General features: G+C 66.4%; 14 protein-coding genes. 8 read left to right on the top strand and 6 right to left on the bottom strand.

Features of this window, described 5'->3' with window-relative positions; translation table 11 throughout:
- Positions 1 to 59: 59 nt before the first annotated feature.
- From BCO18175_RS34875 to BCO18175_RS34860, 4 genes are read right to left on the bottom strand one after another with little or no spacing between them, the layout of a single operon-like run.
- On the bottom strand, positions 60 to 683 hold the full coding sequence (locus tag BCO18175_RS34875) for an HAD family hydrolase (protein ID WP_174969698.1): 624 nt from the start codon (positions 681 to 683) through the stop codon (positions 60 to 62).
- Positions 680 to 1,231 carry an isochorismatase family protein gene (locus BCO18175_RS34870; protein ID WP_174987581.1) on the bottom strand — a complete coding sequence of 184 codons (552 nt, stop codon included), beginning with the start codon at positions 1,229 to 1,231 and terminating at the stop codon, positions 680 to 682. Before BCO18175_RS34870 ends, BCO18175_RS34875 begins: the two co-directional genes overlap by 4 nt.
- A 55-nt stretch (positions 1,232 to 1,286) precedes the next feature.
- Positions 1,287 to 3,101 carry an aminopeptidase P family protein gene (locus tag BCO18175_RS34865; RefSeq protein WP_174987579.1) on the bottom strand — a complete coding sequence of 605 codons (1,815 nt, stop codon included), beginning with the start codon at positions 3,099 to 3,101 and terminating at the stop codon, positions 1,287 to 1,289.
- An 18-nt stretch (positions 3,102 to 3,119) separates the two neighbouring features.
- The gene (locus BCO18175_RS34860) at positions 3,120 to 3,374 is read right to left on the bottom strand and encodes a hypothetical protein (protein WP_174987577.1); all 255 of its coding nucleotides are present in this window, start codon (positions 3,372 to 3,374) and stop codon (positions 3,120 to 3,122) included.
- A gap of 171 nt (positions 3,375 to 3,545) precedes the next feature.
- Between BCO18175_RS34860 and BCO18175_RS34855 the strand changes: the two genes are divergently transcribed.
- The 7 genes from BCO18175_RS34855 (at position 3,546) to BCO18175_RS34825 (ending at position 9,639) form a co-directional block, all read left to right on the top strand.
- Positions 3,546 to 4,307 (top strand): response regulator transcription factor, encoded by a 762-nt coding sequence (locus BCO18175_RS34855; protein WP_174987574.1) that lies wholly within the window; start codon positions 3,546 to 3,548, stop codon positions 4,305 to 4,307.
- Between the two features lie 26 nt (positions 4,308 to 4,333).
- Positions 4,334 to 5,632, top strand: a complete 1,299-nt coding sequence (gene hemA / locus BCO18175_RS34850) for a glutamyl-tRNA reductase (RefSeq protein WP_174917392.1) — start codon at positions 4,334 to 4,336, stop codon at positions 5,630 to 5,632.
- 82 nt (positions 5,633 to 5,714) lie between these two features.
- The gene (gene prfA / locus BCO18175_RS34845) at positions 5,715 to 6,797 is read left to right on the top strand and encodes a peptide chain release factor 1 (RefSeq protein WP_174987571.1); all 1,083 of its coding nucleotides are present in this window, start codon (positions 5,715 to 5,717) and stop codon (positions 6,795 to 6,797) included.
- A 7-nt stretch (positions 6,798 to 6,804) separates the two neighbouring features.
- Positions 6,805 to 7,647, top strand: a complete 843-nt coding sequence (gene prmC / locus BCO18175_RS34840) for a peptide chain release factor N(5)-glutamine methyltransferase (RefSeq protein WP_174987568.1) — start codon at positions 6,805 to 6,807, stop codon at positions 7,645 to 7,647.
- Between the two features lie 67 nt (positions 7,648 to 7,714).
- Entirely contained in the window at positions 7,715 to 8,026 is a 312-nt protein-coding gene (gene grxD / locus BCO18175_RS34835) for a Grx4 family monothiol glutaredoxin (RefSeq protein WP_021161789.1), read from the top strand.
- A 14-nt stretch (positions 8,027 to 8,040) separates the two neighbouring features.
- On the top strand, positions 8,041 to 8,637 hold the full coding sequence (locus BCO18175_RS34830; protein WP_048251007.1) for a UbiX family flavin prenyltransferase: 597 nt from the start codon (positions 8,041 to 8,043) through the stop codon (positions 8,635 to 8,637).
- A gap of 210 nt (positions 8,638 to 8,847) precedes the next feature.
- Complete coding sequence (locus BCO18175_RS34825; RefSeq protein ID WP_174917395.1) at positions 8,848 to 9,639, top strand: DODA-type extradiol aromatic ring-opening family dioxygenase; 792 nt, start codon at positions 8,848 to 8,850, stop codon at positions 9,637 to 9,639.
- Between the two features lie 112 nt (positions 9,640 to 9,751).
- Here the strand turns inward: BCO18175_RS34825 and BCO18175_RS34820 are convergent, their stop codons facing one another.
- Positions 9,752 to 11,350, bottom strand: a complete 1,599-nt coding sequence (locus BCO18175_RS34820) for an APC family permease (protein ID WP_174917396.1) — start codon at positions 11,348 to 11,350, stop codon at positions 9,752 to 9,754.
- Positions 11,351 to 11,770: 420 nt separating this feature from the next.
- On the opposite strand from BCO18175_RS34820, the gene BCO18175_RS34815 reads away from it, so the two are divergent.
- The gene (locus BCO18175_RS34815) at positions 11,771 to 11,974 is read left to right on the top strand and encodes a cold-shock protein (RefSeq protein WP_006477070.1); all 204 of its coding nucleotides are present in this window, start codon (positions 11,771 to 11,773) and stop codon (positions 11,972 to 11,974) included.
- 99 nt (positions 11,975 to 12,073) lie between these two features.
- On the opposite strand, the gene BCO18175_RS34810 is transcribed toward BCO18175_RS34815, so the two are convergent.
- Entirely contained in the window at positions 12,074 to 13,324 is a 1,251-nt protein-coding gene (locus tag BCO18175_RS34810; protein ID WP_174987565.1) for an Hsp70 family protein, read from the bottom strand.
- Positions 13,325 to 13,477 lie beyond the last annotated feature (153 nt).

Here is a 13,477-nt window from a genome sequence, read left to right as displayed (position 1 = left end):
ACAAAAAAGCGGGCCGCTGGCCCGCTTTTTTTATCCGATGGCTGCTGTTCGCATGCCGCTTACGCGAGCGCGCCCAGTTCGCGCAGCCGCGCCTCGGTCGCCGCCGCACTCGTGTGATGGATGCCGTGCCAGCCGAGCGCCGTCGCGGCCGCGGCATTCTTCGCGTTGTCGTCGATGAACACGAGTTCGTGCGGCGCGATGCCCGGCAGGTGCGGCTCGATCCGCGCATGCATCTCGCGGTAGATCGCCGGATCGGGTTTCACGAGCTTCACACGGCCCGACACGACGATCTCCCTGAAACGCCGCAGCACCGGGAAGTTGTCCCACGCATACGGAAACGTCTGCGCGGACCAGTTCGTCAGCCCGAAGAGCGGCATCCCCTGTGCCTCCAGCCGGTCGACGAGTGCCGCGCCCTCTTCGAGTACGCCGCCGATCATCTCGTGCCAGCGCGCATAGAACGCTCGGATCAGCGCTTCGTGCTCCGGGAACTTCGCGACGAGCTCGGCCGTGCCTTCCTCGATCGTTTGCCCGCCGTCCTGGCGGATCACCCAGTCCATCGCGCACACATGCGTGAGGAACCAGCGGCGCTCCGCATCGTCGGGAATCAGTTCCCGGTAAAGGTACTCGGGGCTCCAGTCGATCAGCACGCCGCCGAAATCGAACACCACGGCCTTGATCGTCATGCGAACTCCGTCGCGAGGATGTCCGTGAGCGGGCGCGGCGTCACCGGGTTGCCCGACAGCGAATTGTTTTGCCATACGAAGTGATGGTGCGCGACGATCTGCGCGGCTGCCAAGTGCGCGCGCTCGTTCGTCGTGTGCAGGTCGGACACGACGGTCGTCCGGTAGCCGAGCAGCGCGGCGCGGCGCGCGGCCGAATCGACGCAGAACTCGGTCGCATAGCCGCAGATCAGCACCGAACGGATGCCGTGGCGGTCGAGCTGCGCGGCGAGCGGCGTGTCGTGGAACGAATCGCTCATCTGCTTGCGCACGCGCCAGTCGTCGTTCCCGACGACCAGCCCCGCATGCAGCTCCCAACCCGGCGTGCCGGGCACGACATCGTCGTCCGCATCGCCGTCGTGCTGCACGAAGCACACGGGCGCATTCGCCGCACGCGCCGCCGCCGTCAACCGGTTGATGCCCGCTACCACGTCATCGAGCCGGTAAGCGGGCCGCGCCCGCTGCACCAGCCCGCGCTGCATGTCGACCACGATCACTGCGGTGTCCGCCATTGCTTGCCCTCGGTTTTGTCGTTTGACCGTTGTCCGGCCGTTATCGCATGTTGCGTCAGAGCGGCTGCGTGCGCGCGTCGAGCCACGCCTTGGCATCGCCGCTCAGGTGCCGGCCGACGCGCTCGCGCACCGTTGCATGATACGCATTCAGCCACGCGCGTTCTTCGTCATGCAGCATTTCGATCAGCACGCAGCGCGTGTCGATCGGGCACAGCGTCAGCGTCTCGAATGCGAGGAAATCGCCGAACTCGGTCTGCCCGGCCGCGCGGTTCACGACCAGGTTCTCGATCCGGATGCCCCACTGGCCGGGACGGTACACGCCCGGCTCGATCGACGTGATCATGCCCTCTTCCATCGCCGTGTACGGCTCGGCCGGCGCGTAGTGCGAGATGACCTGCGGGCCTTCGTGCACGTTCAGGAAGTAGCCGACGCCATGCCCCGTGCCGTGGCCGTAGTCGAGCCCGGCCGCCCACATCGGTGCGCGCGCGATCGCGTCGAGCATCGGCGAGCGGATGCCGCGCGGGAACCGCGCACGCGACAGCGCCATCATCGATTTCAGCACGATCGTGAAATCGCGCCGCTGCAGGTCGCTGACCGTGCCGACCGGCACGACGCGCGTGATGTCGGTCGTGCCGGTGACATATTGGCCACCCGAATCGATCAGCAGCAGCCCGTCGCCGGCGATCGTCGCGTGCGACGCGGGCGTCGCGTGGTAGTGCGGCATCGCGCCGTTCGCGTTGAAGCCGGCGATCGTCGCGAAGCTCGGCGACACATAGCCGGGGCGCCGTGCGCGCGCGGCCGTGAGTTTCTCCTCGATCGTCAGCTCGGTGATCGTCTCGCGGTTCACGGCCTGTTCGAACCAGGTGAAGAATTCCGCGAGCGCGGCGCCGTCGTGTTCCATCGTCACGCGCACGTGCTCGATCTCGGTGGACGTCTTGCGCGACTTCGCGAACGTCGACGGATTCACGGCCTCGACGAGCTTCACGCCGGCCGGCACGGCCTCGAGCGTGCCGAACGTCACGCGGCGCGGGTCGATCAGCAGCGTCGCGCCGTCGGGCAGCGCCGCGAGCGCGGCGCGCGCGGCGTCGTAGGCACGAACGTCGACGCCGTCCTGCGCGAGCGACGCGGCCAATGCCGGCGACACCTTGCCGTCGGCGACGAACAGCGTCGCGCGATCGGCGCCGATCATTGCGTGCGCAACGAATACGGGATTGAAGTTGACGTCGGCACCGCGCAGGTTGAACAGCCATGCGAGGTCGTCGAGCGTCGACACGAAATGCCACTGCGCGCCCTGCGCACGCATCGCGCGGCGCACTTCGGCCAGCTTGCTCGCGCGCGTCGTGTCGGCCTGCGGCGCCGCATGCTCGAACACCGCGTCGCCGGGCAGCCCCGGCCGCTCGGGCCAAATCGCGTCGAGCAGGTCGAGGTCGGTACGCAGCGCGATGCCGCGTGCGTTCAGCGCGCCCGTCAGCCCGCGTGCGGCCGCGACGCCGAGCACGGCGCCGTCGACGCCGACCGTCATACCCGCCGCCACGTTCTGCGCGAGCCAGTCGACGTGCGGCGCGCTCTGCTGCCCGCCCGTCATCTTCATCAGCTGCACGCCCGTGCCAGCCAGTTCGGTATCGGCCTGCACCCAGTAGCGGCTATCGACCCACAGCCCTGCGAAATCCGCCGTCACGACCAGCGTGCCGACCGAGCCCGTGAAGCCGGACAGCCAGCGGCGAGCCTGCCAGCGCTCCGGCAGATACTCGGAGAGATGGGGATCGGCGGACGGCACGAGATAGGCGGCCAGATCCTCGCGGGCCATGGCACCACGCAGCAGCGCGAGGCGGGCCGGCACCGGCGAGACTTCGGGAAGACGGGAATTCATGATTTCACCTGAGAGCATTCAGCGACGGGCCGACAGCGCGACCGTCACGGCTACGACGAGGAACGCGCCACCGGTGCAGACCGGCCATTCGAGCGTCTCGCCATCGTAAAACAGTCCAGAGAGATTGCCGGCCATGCGGGCCGCGGCCGCGCCGACGATGCCGGCGAGCACCGCGATCCACCACGCCGGCCGGCCCGTGCGCCGCATCGGATGCAGCCATCGGCCGAACAGCCCGACGGCCGCTCCCAGGACAAGGATTCCAAACCAGTTCATTCGACGCCTTCTATAAATTCAGATTCGTCCCATAGGCGTGAACGTTGCCAGCGGCTAGCATCGATTCATCCATCGAACCCGAGACCAGCCGGGTGCCGCGAACATTCGAGTGTAGGGGCCGACTCGACGTTATGGCAAGCGCGCACCGGCTGCCGTATTGAAGAAATTCTTATGCGAATCGCTCTGATCGATCCGGACGCGCGCCATGCCGCGCTCCTGAACCGCCTGCTCTTTGCAGGCGGTCATGTGTGCCACGCGTTTCCGTCCAGCACGGCGTTCTTCGAGTGGCTCGCCACCGACACCTGCGACATGCTGATCACCGGCCACTGGGCCGGCGACCAGCCGGCCGAGGAAGTCATTCCGCGCGCGCAGACCATCCTGCCCGGGCTGCCGGCCATCGCCGTGATGCAGTTGCCGCGCGAAAGCGAAATCGTATCGTGCCTGCACGCAGGTGCCGACGATTGCCTCGTGCGCCCCGTGAGCGGGCCCGAGCTGCTCGCGCGCGTCAACGCGTTGAGCCGCCGCGCCGGCGTCCGCCGGCCGCCCACCCGCTCGCGCGAAATGTATGGCGAATACGCATTCGACGCCACGCACTGCCTCGTGCGTTTCGGCGACGCAATCGTTTCACTCACGCCGAAGGAGTTCCGTTTCGCGCAGTTGCTGTTCGCGAACCTGTCGCGGCCCGTGTCGCGCGCCCATATTCTCGAAACGGTGTGGGCGCGCCGCCGCGACATGAAGTCGCGCACGCTCGACACCCACGCGTCCCGGCTGCGCAGCAAGCTGCATCTCCTTCCGGAGCGCGGCTACCGGCTGCTGCCGCTCTACGGCTACGGCTATCAGCTCGACCGCGTGCCGATCGAGCCCCCAAATTCCCGGCCCCACCACGCTGATGCCCGGTATGCGGCGAGTGAGGAAATCGCTGAAACGCTATAATATGGGGCTAAACGATAGCCCTCGACATGCAACTCCTCACGATCGGAATCAATCACCACACTGCGCCTGTCGCCCTGCGCGAACGCGTGGCGTTTCCGCTCGAGCAGATCAAGCCGGCTCTCGTCACGTTCAAGAACGTGTTTCTCGGCCCCCAGGCGCCCAATACGCCCGAAGCGGCGATCCTCTCCACCTGCAACCGCACCGAACTGTATTGCGCGACAGACGATCGCGCAGCACGCGAAGGCGCAGTCCGCTGGCTGTCGGAGTATCACCGGATTTCGGTCGACGAGCTCGCGCCGCACGTCTATGCGCTGCCGCAGTCGGAAGCGGTCCGGCACGCATTCCGCGTCGCCTCCGGCCTCGATTCGATGGTGCTTGGCGAAACCCAGATCCTGGGCCAGATGAAGGATGCCGTGCGCACCGCAACGGAAGCCGGCGCGCTCGGCACCTATCTGAACCAGCTGTTCCAGCGCACGTTCGCGGTGGCGAAGGAAGTGCGCGGCACGACCGAAATCGGCACGCAGTCGGTGTCGATGGCCGCCGCCGCGGTGCGCCTCGCGCAACGGATCTTCGAAAAAGTGTCCGATCAGCGCGTGCTGTTCATCGGCGCCGGCGAGATGATCGAGCTGTGCGCGACGCACTTCGCCGCGCAAGGTCCGCGCGAACTCGTCGTCGCGAACCGCACGGCCGAACGCGGCCAGCGGCTCGCCGAGCGCTTCAACGGCCGCGCGATGCCGCTCGCGGATCTGCCGACCCGCATGCACGAATTCGACATCATCGTGTCGTGCACAGCGTCGACGCTGCCGATCATCGGCCTCGGCGCAGTCGAGCGCGCGGTGAAGGCGCGCCGCCACCGGCCGATCTTCATGGTCGACCTCGCGGTACCGCGCGACATCGAGCCCGAAGTCGGCAAGCTGAAGGACGTGTTCCTCTACACCGTCGACGATCTCGGCGCGATCGTGCGCGAAGGCAACGCATCGCGCCAGGCTGCGGTCGCGCAGGCCGAAGCGATCATCGAGACGCGCGTGCAGAATTTCATGCAATGGCTCGACACGCGCAGCGTCGTGCCGGTGATCCGTCACATGCATACGCAGGCCGACGCGCTGCGCCGGGCCGAAGTCGACAAGGCGCAGAAGCTGCTCGCGCGCGGCGACGATCCGGCCGCCGTGCTCGAAGCGCTGTCGCAGGCGCTGACCAACAAGCTGATCCACGGCCCGACGAGCGCGCTCAACCGCGTGAACGGCGCCGATCGCGATTCGCTGATCGACCTGATGCGCGGCTTCTACCAGCACGCACCGCGCTCGAACGACCAGTCCGGCCACTAGCGCCGGCCGATCGCCCTGCCGCCGGCCGCGCGCCGGCCTATCCTTTCCGAATACCCCTTGCCCGGGAGCGCCGCTCCACACCATGAAGACGAGCATGCAACGCAAGCTCGACCAGCTGTCCACACGGCTGGCCGAACTGAACGACCTGCTGAGCCGCGAAAACGTCACGGCCGACCTCGACCAGTACCGCAAGCTCACGCGTGAACATGCGGAACTCGGCCCGGTGGTCGAGCAGTACGCGCTGTGGCGCCAGTCGCGCAGCGACGAGACGGCTGCGCAGGAGCTGCTCGGCGATCTGTCGATGCGCGACTTCGCGGAAGACGAAATCCGCAGCGCGCGCGAGAGCATGACCCGCCTCGAGACCGAGCTGCAGAAGATGCTGCTGCCGAAGGATCCGAACGACGACCGCAACATCTTCGTCGAAATCCGCGCGGGCGCCGGCGGCGATGAATCGGCGCTGTTCGCGGGCGACCTGCTGCGCATGTACCTGCGCTTCGCGGAACGCCAGCGCTGGCAGGTCGAAATGATGTCTGAGAGTGCGTCGGATCTCGGCGGCTACAAGGAAGTGATCGTGCGGATCGCGGGCCAGGGTGCGTATTCGCGCCTGAAGTTCGAATCGGGCGGCCATCGCGTGCAGCGCGTGCCCGCGACCGAAACGCAGGGGCGCATCCACACGTCCGCGTGCACGGTCGCGGTAATGCCGGAAGCCGACGAGATCGGCGAGGTCGAGATCAATCCGGCCGACCTGCGGATCGACACGTTCCGTGCGTCCGGCGCGGGCGGCCAGCACATCAACAAGACCGATTCGGCGGTGCGCGTCACGCACATCCCGACCGGGATCGTCGTCGAGTGCCAGGACGACCGCTCGCAGCACAAGAACAAGGATCGCGCGCTGAAGGTCCTCGCCGCGCGCATCAAGGACAAGCAGTATCACGAGCAGCACGCGAAGGAAGCCGCGACGCGCAAGAGCCTGATCGGCTCCGGCGACCGCTCGGAACGGATCCGCACGTACAACTTCCCGCAGGGCCGGATGACCGACCACCGGATCAACCTGACGCTGTACCGGCTCGAGGCGCTCATGGACGGCGACCTCGACGAACTGATCCGCGCGCTGGTCAGCGAGCACCAGGCCGAGCTGCTCGCGTCGCTCGGCGATGCCGACTGAGGCCGCGATGCCCGACACGACCGCCGACGACCTGCTGCGCGCGTCCCCGCTCGACGCGGTCGATGCGCGCGTGCTGCTCGCGCACGCACTCGGCTGGACCCGAACGCAGCTGATCACACGCGGCGACGCGCCGCTCGACGCGGCCGCGGTCGAACGCTACCGCGTGCTCGAGGCGCGCCGCATGGCCGGCGAGCCCGTCGCACAACTCGTCGGGATGCGCGAATTCTTCGGCCGGCCGTTCGACGTGACGCCGGACGTGCTGATCCCGCGCCCCGAGACCGAACTGCTCGTCGAAGCCGCACTCGACGCGATCGACGGACTGCCGCATCCGGCCGTGCTCGATCTCGGCACCGGCAGCGGCGCGATCGCCGTGTCGATCGCCGCCGAGCGGCCCGATGCCCGCGTATGGGCGCTCGACCGTTCGCCGGCCGCACTCGCGGTCGCGCAACGCAACGCCGGCAAGCTGCTCGACGCGCACCGTCCCGGCGGCACGCTGCACTGGCTGGAGAGCGACTGGTACGCGGCACTCGATCCGTCGCTCGCATTCGACACGATCGTCAGCAACCCGCCGTATATCGCGCAGCACGATCCGCACCTCGCGCAGGGCGACCTGCGTTTCGAGCCGCGCGGCGCACTCACCGACGATGCCGACGGCCTCAGCGCGATCCGCACGATCGTCGCGGGCGCCGGCACCTACCTGAAACCGGGCGGCACGCTCTGGATCGAGCATGGCTACGACCAGGCCGAGGCCGTGCGCGCGGTGCTCGCCTCGCACGGCTTCGTCGCGGTCGAATCGCTCGCCGATCTGGCCGCCATCGAACGCACGACAGGCGGCCGCCTGCCGGGCTGATGCCCGGCCCGCCCGGTTGAAATCCGCTATCATTTCGATCTAACGCCCCGCTAACGCAAGGTCAGTCATGGACACCCAACAACGTATCAAGCAAATCGTCGACGAAAACCAGGTCGTGCTCTTCATGAAGGGCAACGCACAATTCCCGATGTGCGGCTTTTCGGGCCGCGCCATCCAGGTGCTGAAAGCCTGCGGCGTCGACCAGTTCAAGACGGTCAACGTGCTCGAAGACGACGAGATCCGCCAAGGCATCAAGGAATTCTCGAACTGGCCGACCATCCCGCAGCTCTACGTGAAGGGCGAATTCATCGGCGGCTCGGACATCATGATGGAGATGTACCAGTCGGGCGAACTGCAGCAACTGTTCGCCGCCGCGTAATACGCCCCCTTTCGATGGCATCTCCCAGCGCGCCGCCACGCCGGCTGATCGTCGCGATCACCGGCGCCACCGGCGCGATCTACGGCGTCCGGCTGCTCGACCTGCTGCGCGCTGCCGGCGGCGTCGAAACGCACCTGCTGATTTCGAACGCCGGCTGGCTCAACATCCAGCACGAACTGAAGCTGTCGAAGGCCGATGTCGAAAGCCGTGCGGACGTCGTGCATTCGGTGCGCGACGTCGGCGCGACGATCGCGTCGGGGTCGTTCGCGACCGACGGGATGGTGATCGCGCCCTGCTCGATGAAGACGCTCGCGAGCGTCGCGCACGGGCTGTCCGACAACCTGATCACGCGCGCGGCCGACGTCACGTTGAAGGAACGCCGCCGCCTCGTGCTGATGGTGCGCGAAACACCGTTCAACCTCGCGCATCTGCGCAACATGACGGCCGTCACCGAAATGGGCGGCATCGTCTTCCCGCCGCTACCCGCGTTCTACGCGATGCCGAAGACGATCGAGGAACTCGTCGATCAGACCGTCACGCGCGTGCTCGACCTGTTCGCGCTCAGCGCACCGCTGACAACGCCGTGGGCCGGCATCCGGCACGCTCAGTAAGCGCACTTCCGCAGGCCCGTTCTTCGCGCATCTTCGCCGATTACACTGCAAATTCATTCGATTTCACGAATACAGCGCCAACGTGCCGCAGAGCGCGCTGCGCCGCCCGGATTATCAACAAACAAGCGTCAATTAAATTCCTCAGCGCGGATTTATCAATATCCGGTGCGCGCCTATAGTCACAGGCAAATCCCTTTGCAGGCCACCACCATGAACCGCTTGCCTTCGCTCTATCTGTCCCACGGCGCCCCGACGCTGCCGATCGACCCGACGCTGCCGTCCGGCGCGTTCACCCACCTCGGCGCCGAATTGCCGCGCCCGCGCGCGGTGCTGATGCTGTCCGCGCACTGGGGCACGCAGCGCCCCGTCGCCAGCGTCGCCGCGCATCCGGAAACGATCCACGATTTCTACGGCTTTCCGCAGGCGCTGTACGACATCCGCTACCCGGCGCCGGGCGCGCCCGACGTCGCCGAGCGCGCGGCCGGGCTGCTGAATGCGGCCGGCATCGAGACCGCGACGACCGAGCACGGCCTCGACCACGGCGCATGGGTACCGATGCTGCTGATGTTCCCGGAAGCCGATGTGCCGGTGGCGCAATTGTCGATCCAGCCGCGCGCGGATGCCGCCCACCACTTCGCGCTCGGCCGCGCGCTGCGACCGCTGCGCGACGAAGGCGTGATGGTGATCGGCTCGGGCCAGATCACGCACAACCTGCGCGCCGCCGATTTCAGTGCGGCCCCCGAGGATGCGGACCCGCGCGTCGCGGAATTCACCGACTGGTTCGAGGCGAAGCTGGCCGCGCGCGACGTCGATGCGCTGCTCGACTACCGCCGGCAGGCGCCGCACGCGGCGCTGATGCATCCGACCGACGAACACTTGCTGCCGGTGTTCACGGCGCTCGGCGCGGCGGACGACGACTACCAGCTCGGTATCCAGTCGCTCGGCACGTACCAGCGTGTGCTCGCGATGACGAACTACGTATTCGCGAGCACGGCCGCCTGAGCGGCGCGCGGCAACCGTTCGACCGCCAAACAAAAAGCCCGCCCAAGCATCGCTCGGGCGGGCTTTTTTCCGCTGCTTGCTGCCGCCGCCGAATCCGGCGACAGGTCACGCGTCAGGCACCGATCCCTTCGAGGATCTCGTCGTGCGATTCACGCTCGTCGAGATACTTGGTCCGGTAGCCGGTATTCACGCCCCAGAAGTAGAACACCAGCGCGATGGCCGCGACGATCAGCATGTCCCAGCCGTACGGCAGCACGCCGTGGCCGCCGAACTCCTTGCTGCCGATCAGCGACAGCACGGCCATCGTCGGCAGGTACGCGACCAGCCACCATGCGGCCTTCAGGTCGTCACCCCAGCCGGTCCAGCCCGACTTCGACTGGAAGTAGAAGTACACCGGCAGCGCGACGATCATCAGCAGGATGATCTCGCCCGTCAGCGGCCACTTCGCCCAGTACAGGATCAGCGATGCGCAGACGAATGCGAACGGGGCGATCAGCTTCATCAGCGGAATCGACAGCGGACGCTCGATGTCGGTCGCCGCGCGGCGCAGCGCCATCAGGCTGATCGGGCCGGTCAGGTACGAGATCACCGTCGCGACCGAGATCACCGCCGCGAGCGAACTCCAGCCGCGGAAGAAGAACAGGAAGATGAACGAAACCATCAGGTTGAACCACATCGCCTGACGCGGCACGCCGTAGAGCGGATGCACATTGCCGAACATCTTCGGCATCGTGTTGTTGCGCTCCATCGCGTAGATCATGCGGGTGGTCGTCGCCATGTAGGTCGTGCCGGTGCCGCTCGGGCTCACGAACGCGTCGACGTACAGCAGGATCGCGAGCCAGTTCAGGTTCAGCGCGATCGCCAGTTCGGCGAACGGCGACTTGAAGTTGAAGTGCGACCAGCCCTGCGCGACGTCGGCCGGATTCACCGAACCGATATACGCCATCTGCAGCAGCACGTAGATCACGAGCGCGATCAGGATCGACGTGATCACCGCGAACGGCACGCTGCGCGACGGGTTACGCGCCTCGCCCGCGAGGTTCACCGGGCTCTGGAAGCCGTTGAACGCGAACACGATGCCGCTCGTCGCGACCGCGGTCAGCACCGCCGACCAGCCGTACGGCGCAAAGCTTGCATTGGATGCGGTGCCGAGGTTCTCCGGATGGTAGCTCGTCAGCATCAGGCCGAGGATCGTGAGGCCGGGGATCAGGAACTTGAAGATCGTGATCGCGGTGTTCGCACGGGCAAACGCCTTCACGCCCCAGTAGTTCAGCATGAAGTAGATGACGACCAGCACGGCCGACAGCAGCAGGCCTGGTACTGTCAACTCGCCGTTCACGAATAGCGCGTGCGCCCACGGATACGGCCACGTGCTCATGTACTGGATCGAAGCCTCGGCCTCGATCGGGATCACGGATACGATCGCGATCCAGTTCGCCCAGGCGCTGATGAAGCCGACCAGTGAACCATGCGAGTAGCGCGCGTAGCGCACCATGCCGCCCGACTCGGGGAACATCGCGCCCAGTTCCGCATACGTCAGTGCAATTGCGAGAATCACGACAGCGCCGATGATCCACGCGCAGATAGCCGCCGGACCGGCAATCTTCGCGGCCTTCCAGGCGCCGAACAGCCAGCCCGAGCCGATAATCGAACCCAGCCCCGTCAGCATCAATGCAAACGGGCCGATGTTCCGTTGAATAGAACTCTTCACATCCTCTCCTGTGTCTCAAAAAGCATGGTCGGCCCGCGGTCCGGGATCGGCTCGGACTGCACCGCGCACGCAATTTTGGGGGGGCGAGCCACCCGATCAGGGCAACCCGTCCACGCGGCGCGTAGTTTAACGGTTGCACCTGAAACGTGGCGCCAAAATCGTTCGGCCCCTACAAAAAATTCGCATCGTTTGCAAGCTTTGTAAACCTGATCTCCGCAATAACCCTGAGTCCACGGAAATACGGTTGACCACGCGGGGGATAAGCCGTATAAAGGACTTCGCAGGATTTCAAGTGGCGAGTGAATTGGTTCTTTCGTAGTTCGCCCATCAACGGTACTCCGGTTGGTCCTATTACCCCTTCCTTGATTTTCCGCACCCCATGGGCTTCGGCCCCGTTTTATCTTTTTAGGAACAAGTAACATGGCAACCGGTACCGTCAAGTGGTTCAATGACGCAAAGGGCTTCGGCTTCATCACCCCGGAAGGCGGCGGCGACGATCTGTTCGCGCACTTCTCGGAAATCCGCGTCGAAGGCTTCAAGACGCTGCAAGAAAACCAGAAGGTTGAATTCGAAGTGAAGACGGGCCCGAAGGGTCTGCAAGCTGCGAACATCCGTCCGGTCTAAGCTTGGCGCGATAATTCGTGAAAAAAAGCCCCGCTTCGGCGGGGCTTTTTGTTTTTCGGCGCCGGTTGCCCGGCATGGCGGCTTTTCAACCGCCCGTATTCAACCGAATAATCGCTGCGCGTGAATACCGAGCCCCGTCGCGACACTCGCGAGGCGGTCGCCGAACACCGGCTGTGCATCCGGGAACGCACCCGCGAGCGCGCCCGACAGGAACGCGAGCCCCGTCGAGCCGCCGGTGAAATACAGCGCGCCGACGTCGCGCGGCGCAACGCCCGCGAGCCGCACCGTCTCGCGCGCAGCATCGACGATGCGCGCGGTGTCGTCATGGCTCGCATCGACGAGGCGGTCGGCGTCGAACGCGATCTGCAGATCCTCTTCCACGTCGTTCAGGTCGATCATCGTCTCCCCGCCCGCCGCGACGCCGATCTTCGCTTCTTCCGCGCGCGCCATCAGCGCGTGCCCGAGCCGCTGCTCGACCACGCTCGTGAGCCGGTCGTACTGCTGCACCTCCCGGTACAGGTGCTTCATCAGCTTCAGCTCGCCGAGCCGCTTCGGCGTGTAGACCGTGTTGATCAGATGCCAGGTCGCGAGATCGAAGTAAATCTTGTTCGGCAGCTCGCGCCCTTCGGGGTCGAGCGAACGGTAGCCGAATGCGGGCAGGATCGCTGCCAGCTCGACACGCCGGTCGTAATCGGTGCCCGCGACGTGCACGCCGTGATGCGCCAGCACGTCGTCCTTGCGCTCGAGCCGCGCCATCCGTTCAGGACCGACGCGCACGAGCGAAAAGTCGGACGTGCCGCCGCCGATGTCGGCGACGAGCACGAGGCGCTCCGCCTGCTGGCGCGATTCGTAGTCGAACGCGGCCGCGATCGGTTCGTACTGGAATTGGACATCCTTGAAGCCGACCGACCGCGCGGCGGCCTCGAGCTGGTCCTGGGCGAGGCGGTCGGCGCGCGGATCGTCGTCGACGAAGAACACGGGCCGGCCGAGCACCGCACGACCGATCGGCGCGCCCGCACGGGCTTCGGCCTTGCGCTTAAGGTGCGTCAGGAAGCGCGCGATGATTTCGGTGTACGCGATCGCGCTGCCGTCGCCGAGATCGGTCGTCGTTTCCGCGAGCGGCGAGCCGAGGATGCTCTTCATCGAGCGCATCAGCCGGCCGTCGAAACCGTCGATATAGGACGCCAGCGCCGCGCGGCCGTATTCGACCGTCTCTTCGTCGTTGTTGAAGAAGATCGCGGTGGGCAGCGTCAGGTGGTCGCCCTCGACGGGCGCGAGGCGCATGCCATCGCCGTCGGGCAGCGCCACGGCGGAATTGGACGTGCCGAAATCGATCGCGCAGTAAGTCATGGGAAGTTGCCGCAGCAGGGCCGGCGCGAAAACGGAAAGGACGGGCTTTTTAACATGAAGCCCGCGGGATCACAACCGGGGCCAGCCACCGGTGCCGCGTAACGGGCCCCGGCGGCGGCGGCGCGCGGGCGGCGCGCCGGGGAGACATGCGGG

Origin of the sequence: Burkholderia lata, assembly GCF_902499335.1 — a bacterium.
Taxonomy (GTDB): domain Bacteria; phylum Pseudomonadota; class Gammaproteobacteria; order Burkholderiales; family Burkholderiaceae; genus Burkholderia; species Burkholderia lata_B.
The sequence above is the reverse complement of the archived record's forward strand: the minus strand, read 5'-3'. Positions and strand labels throughout refer to the sequence as shown.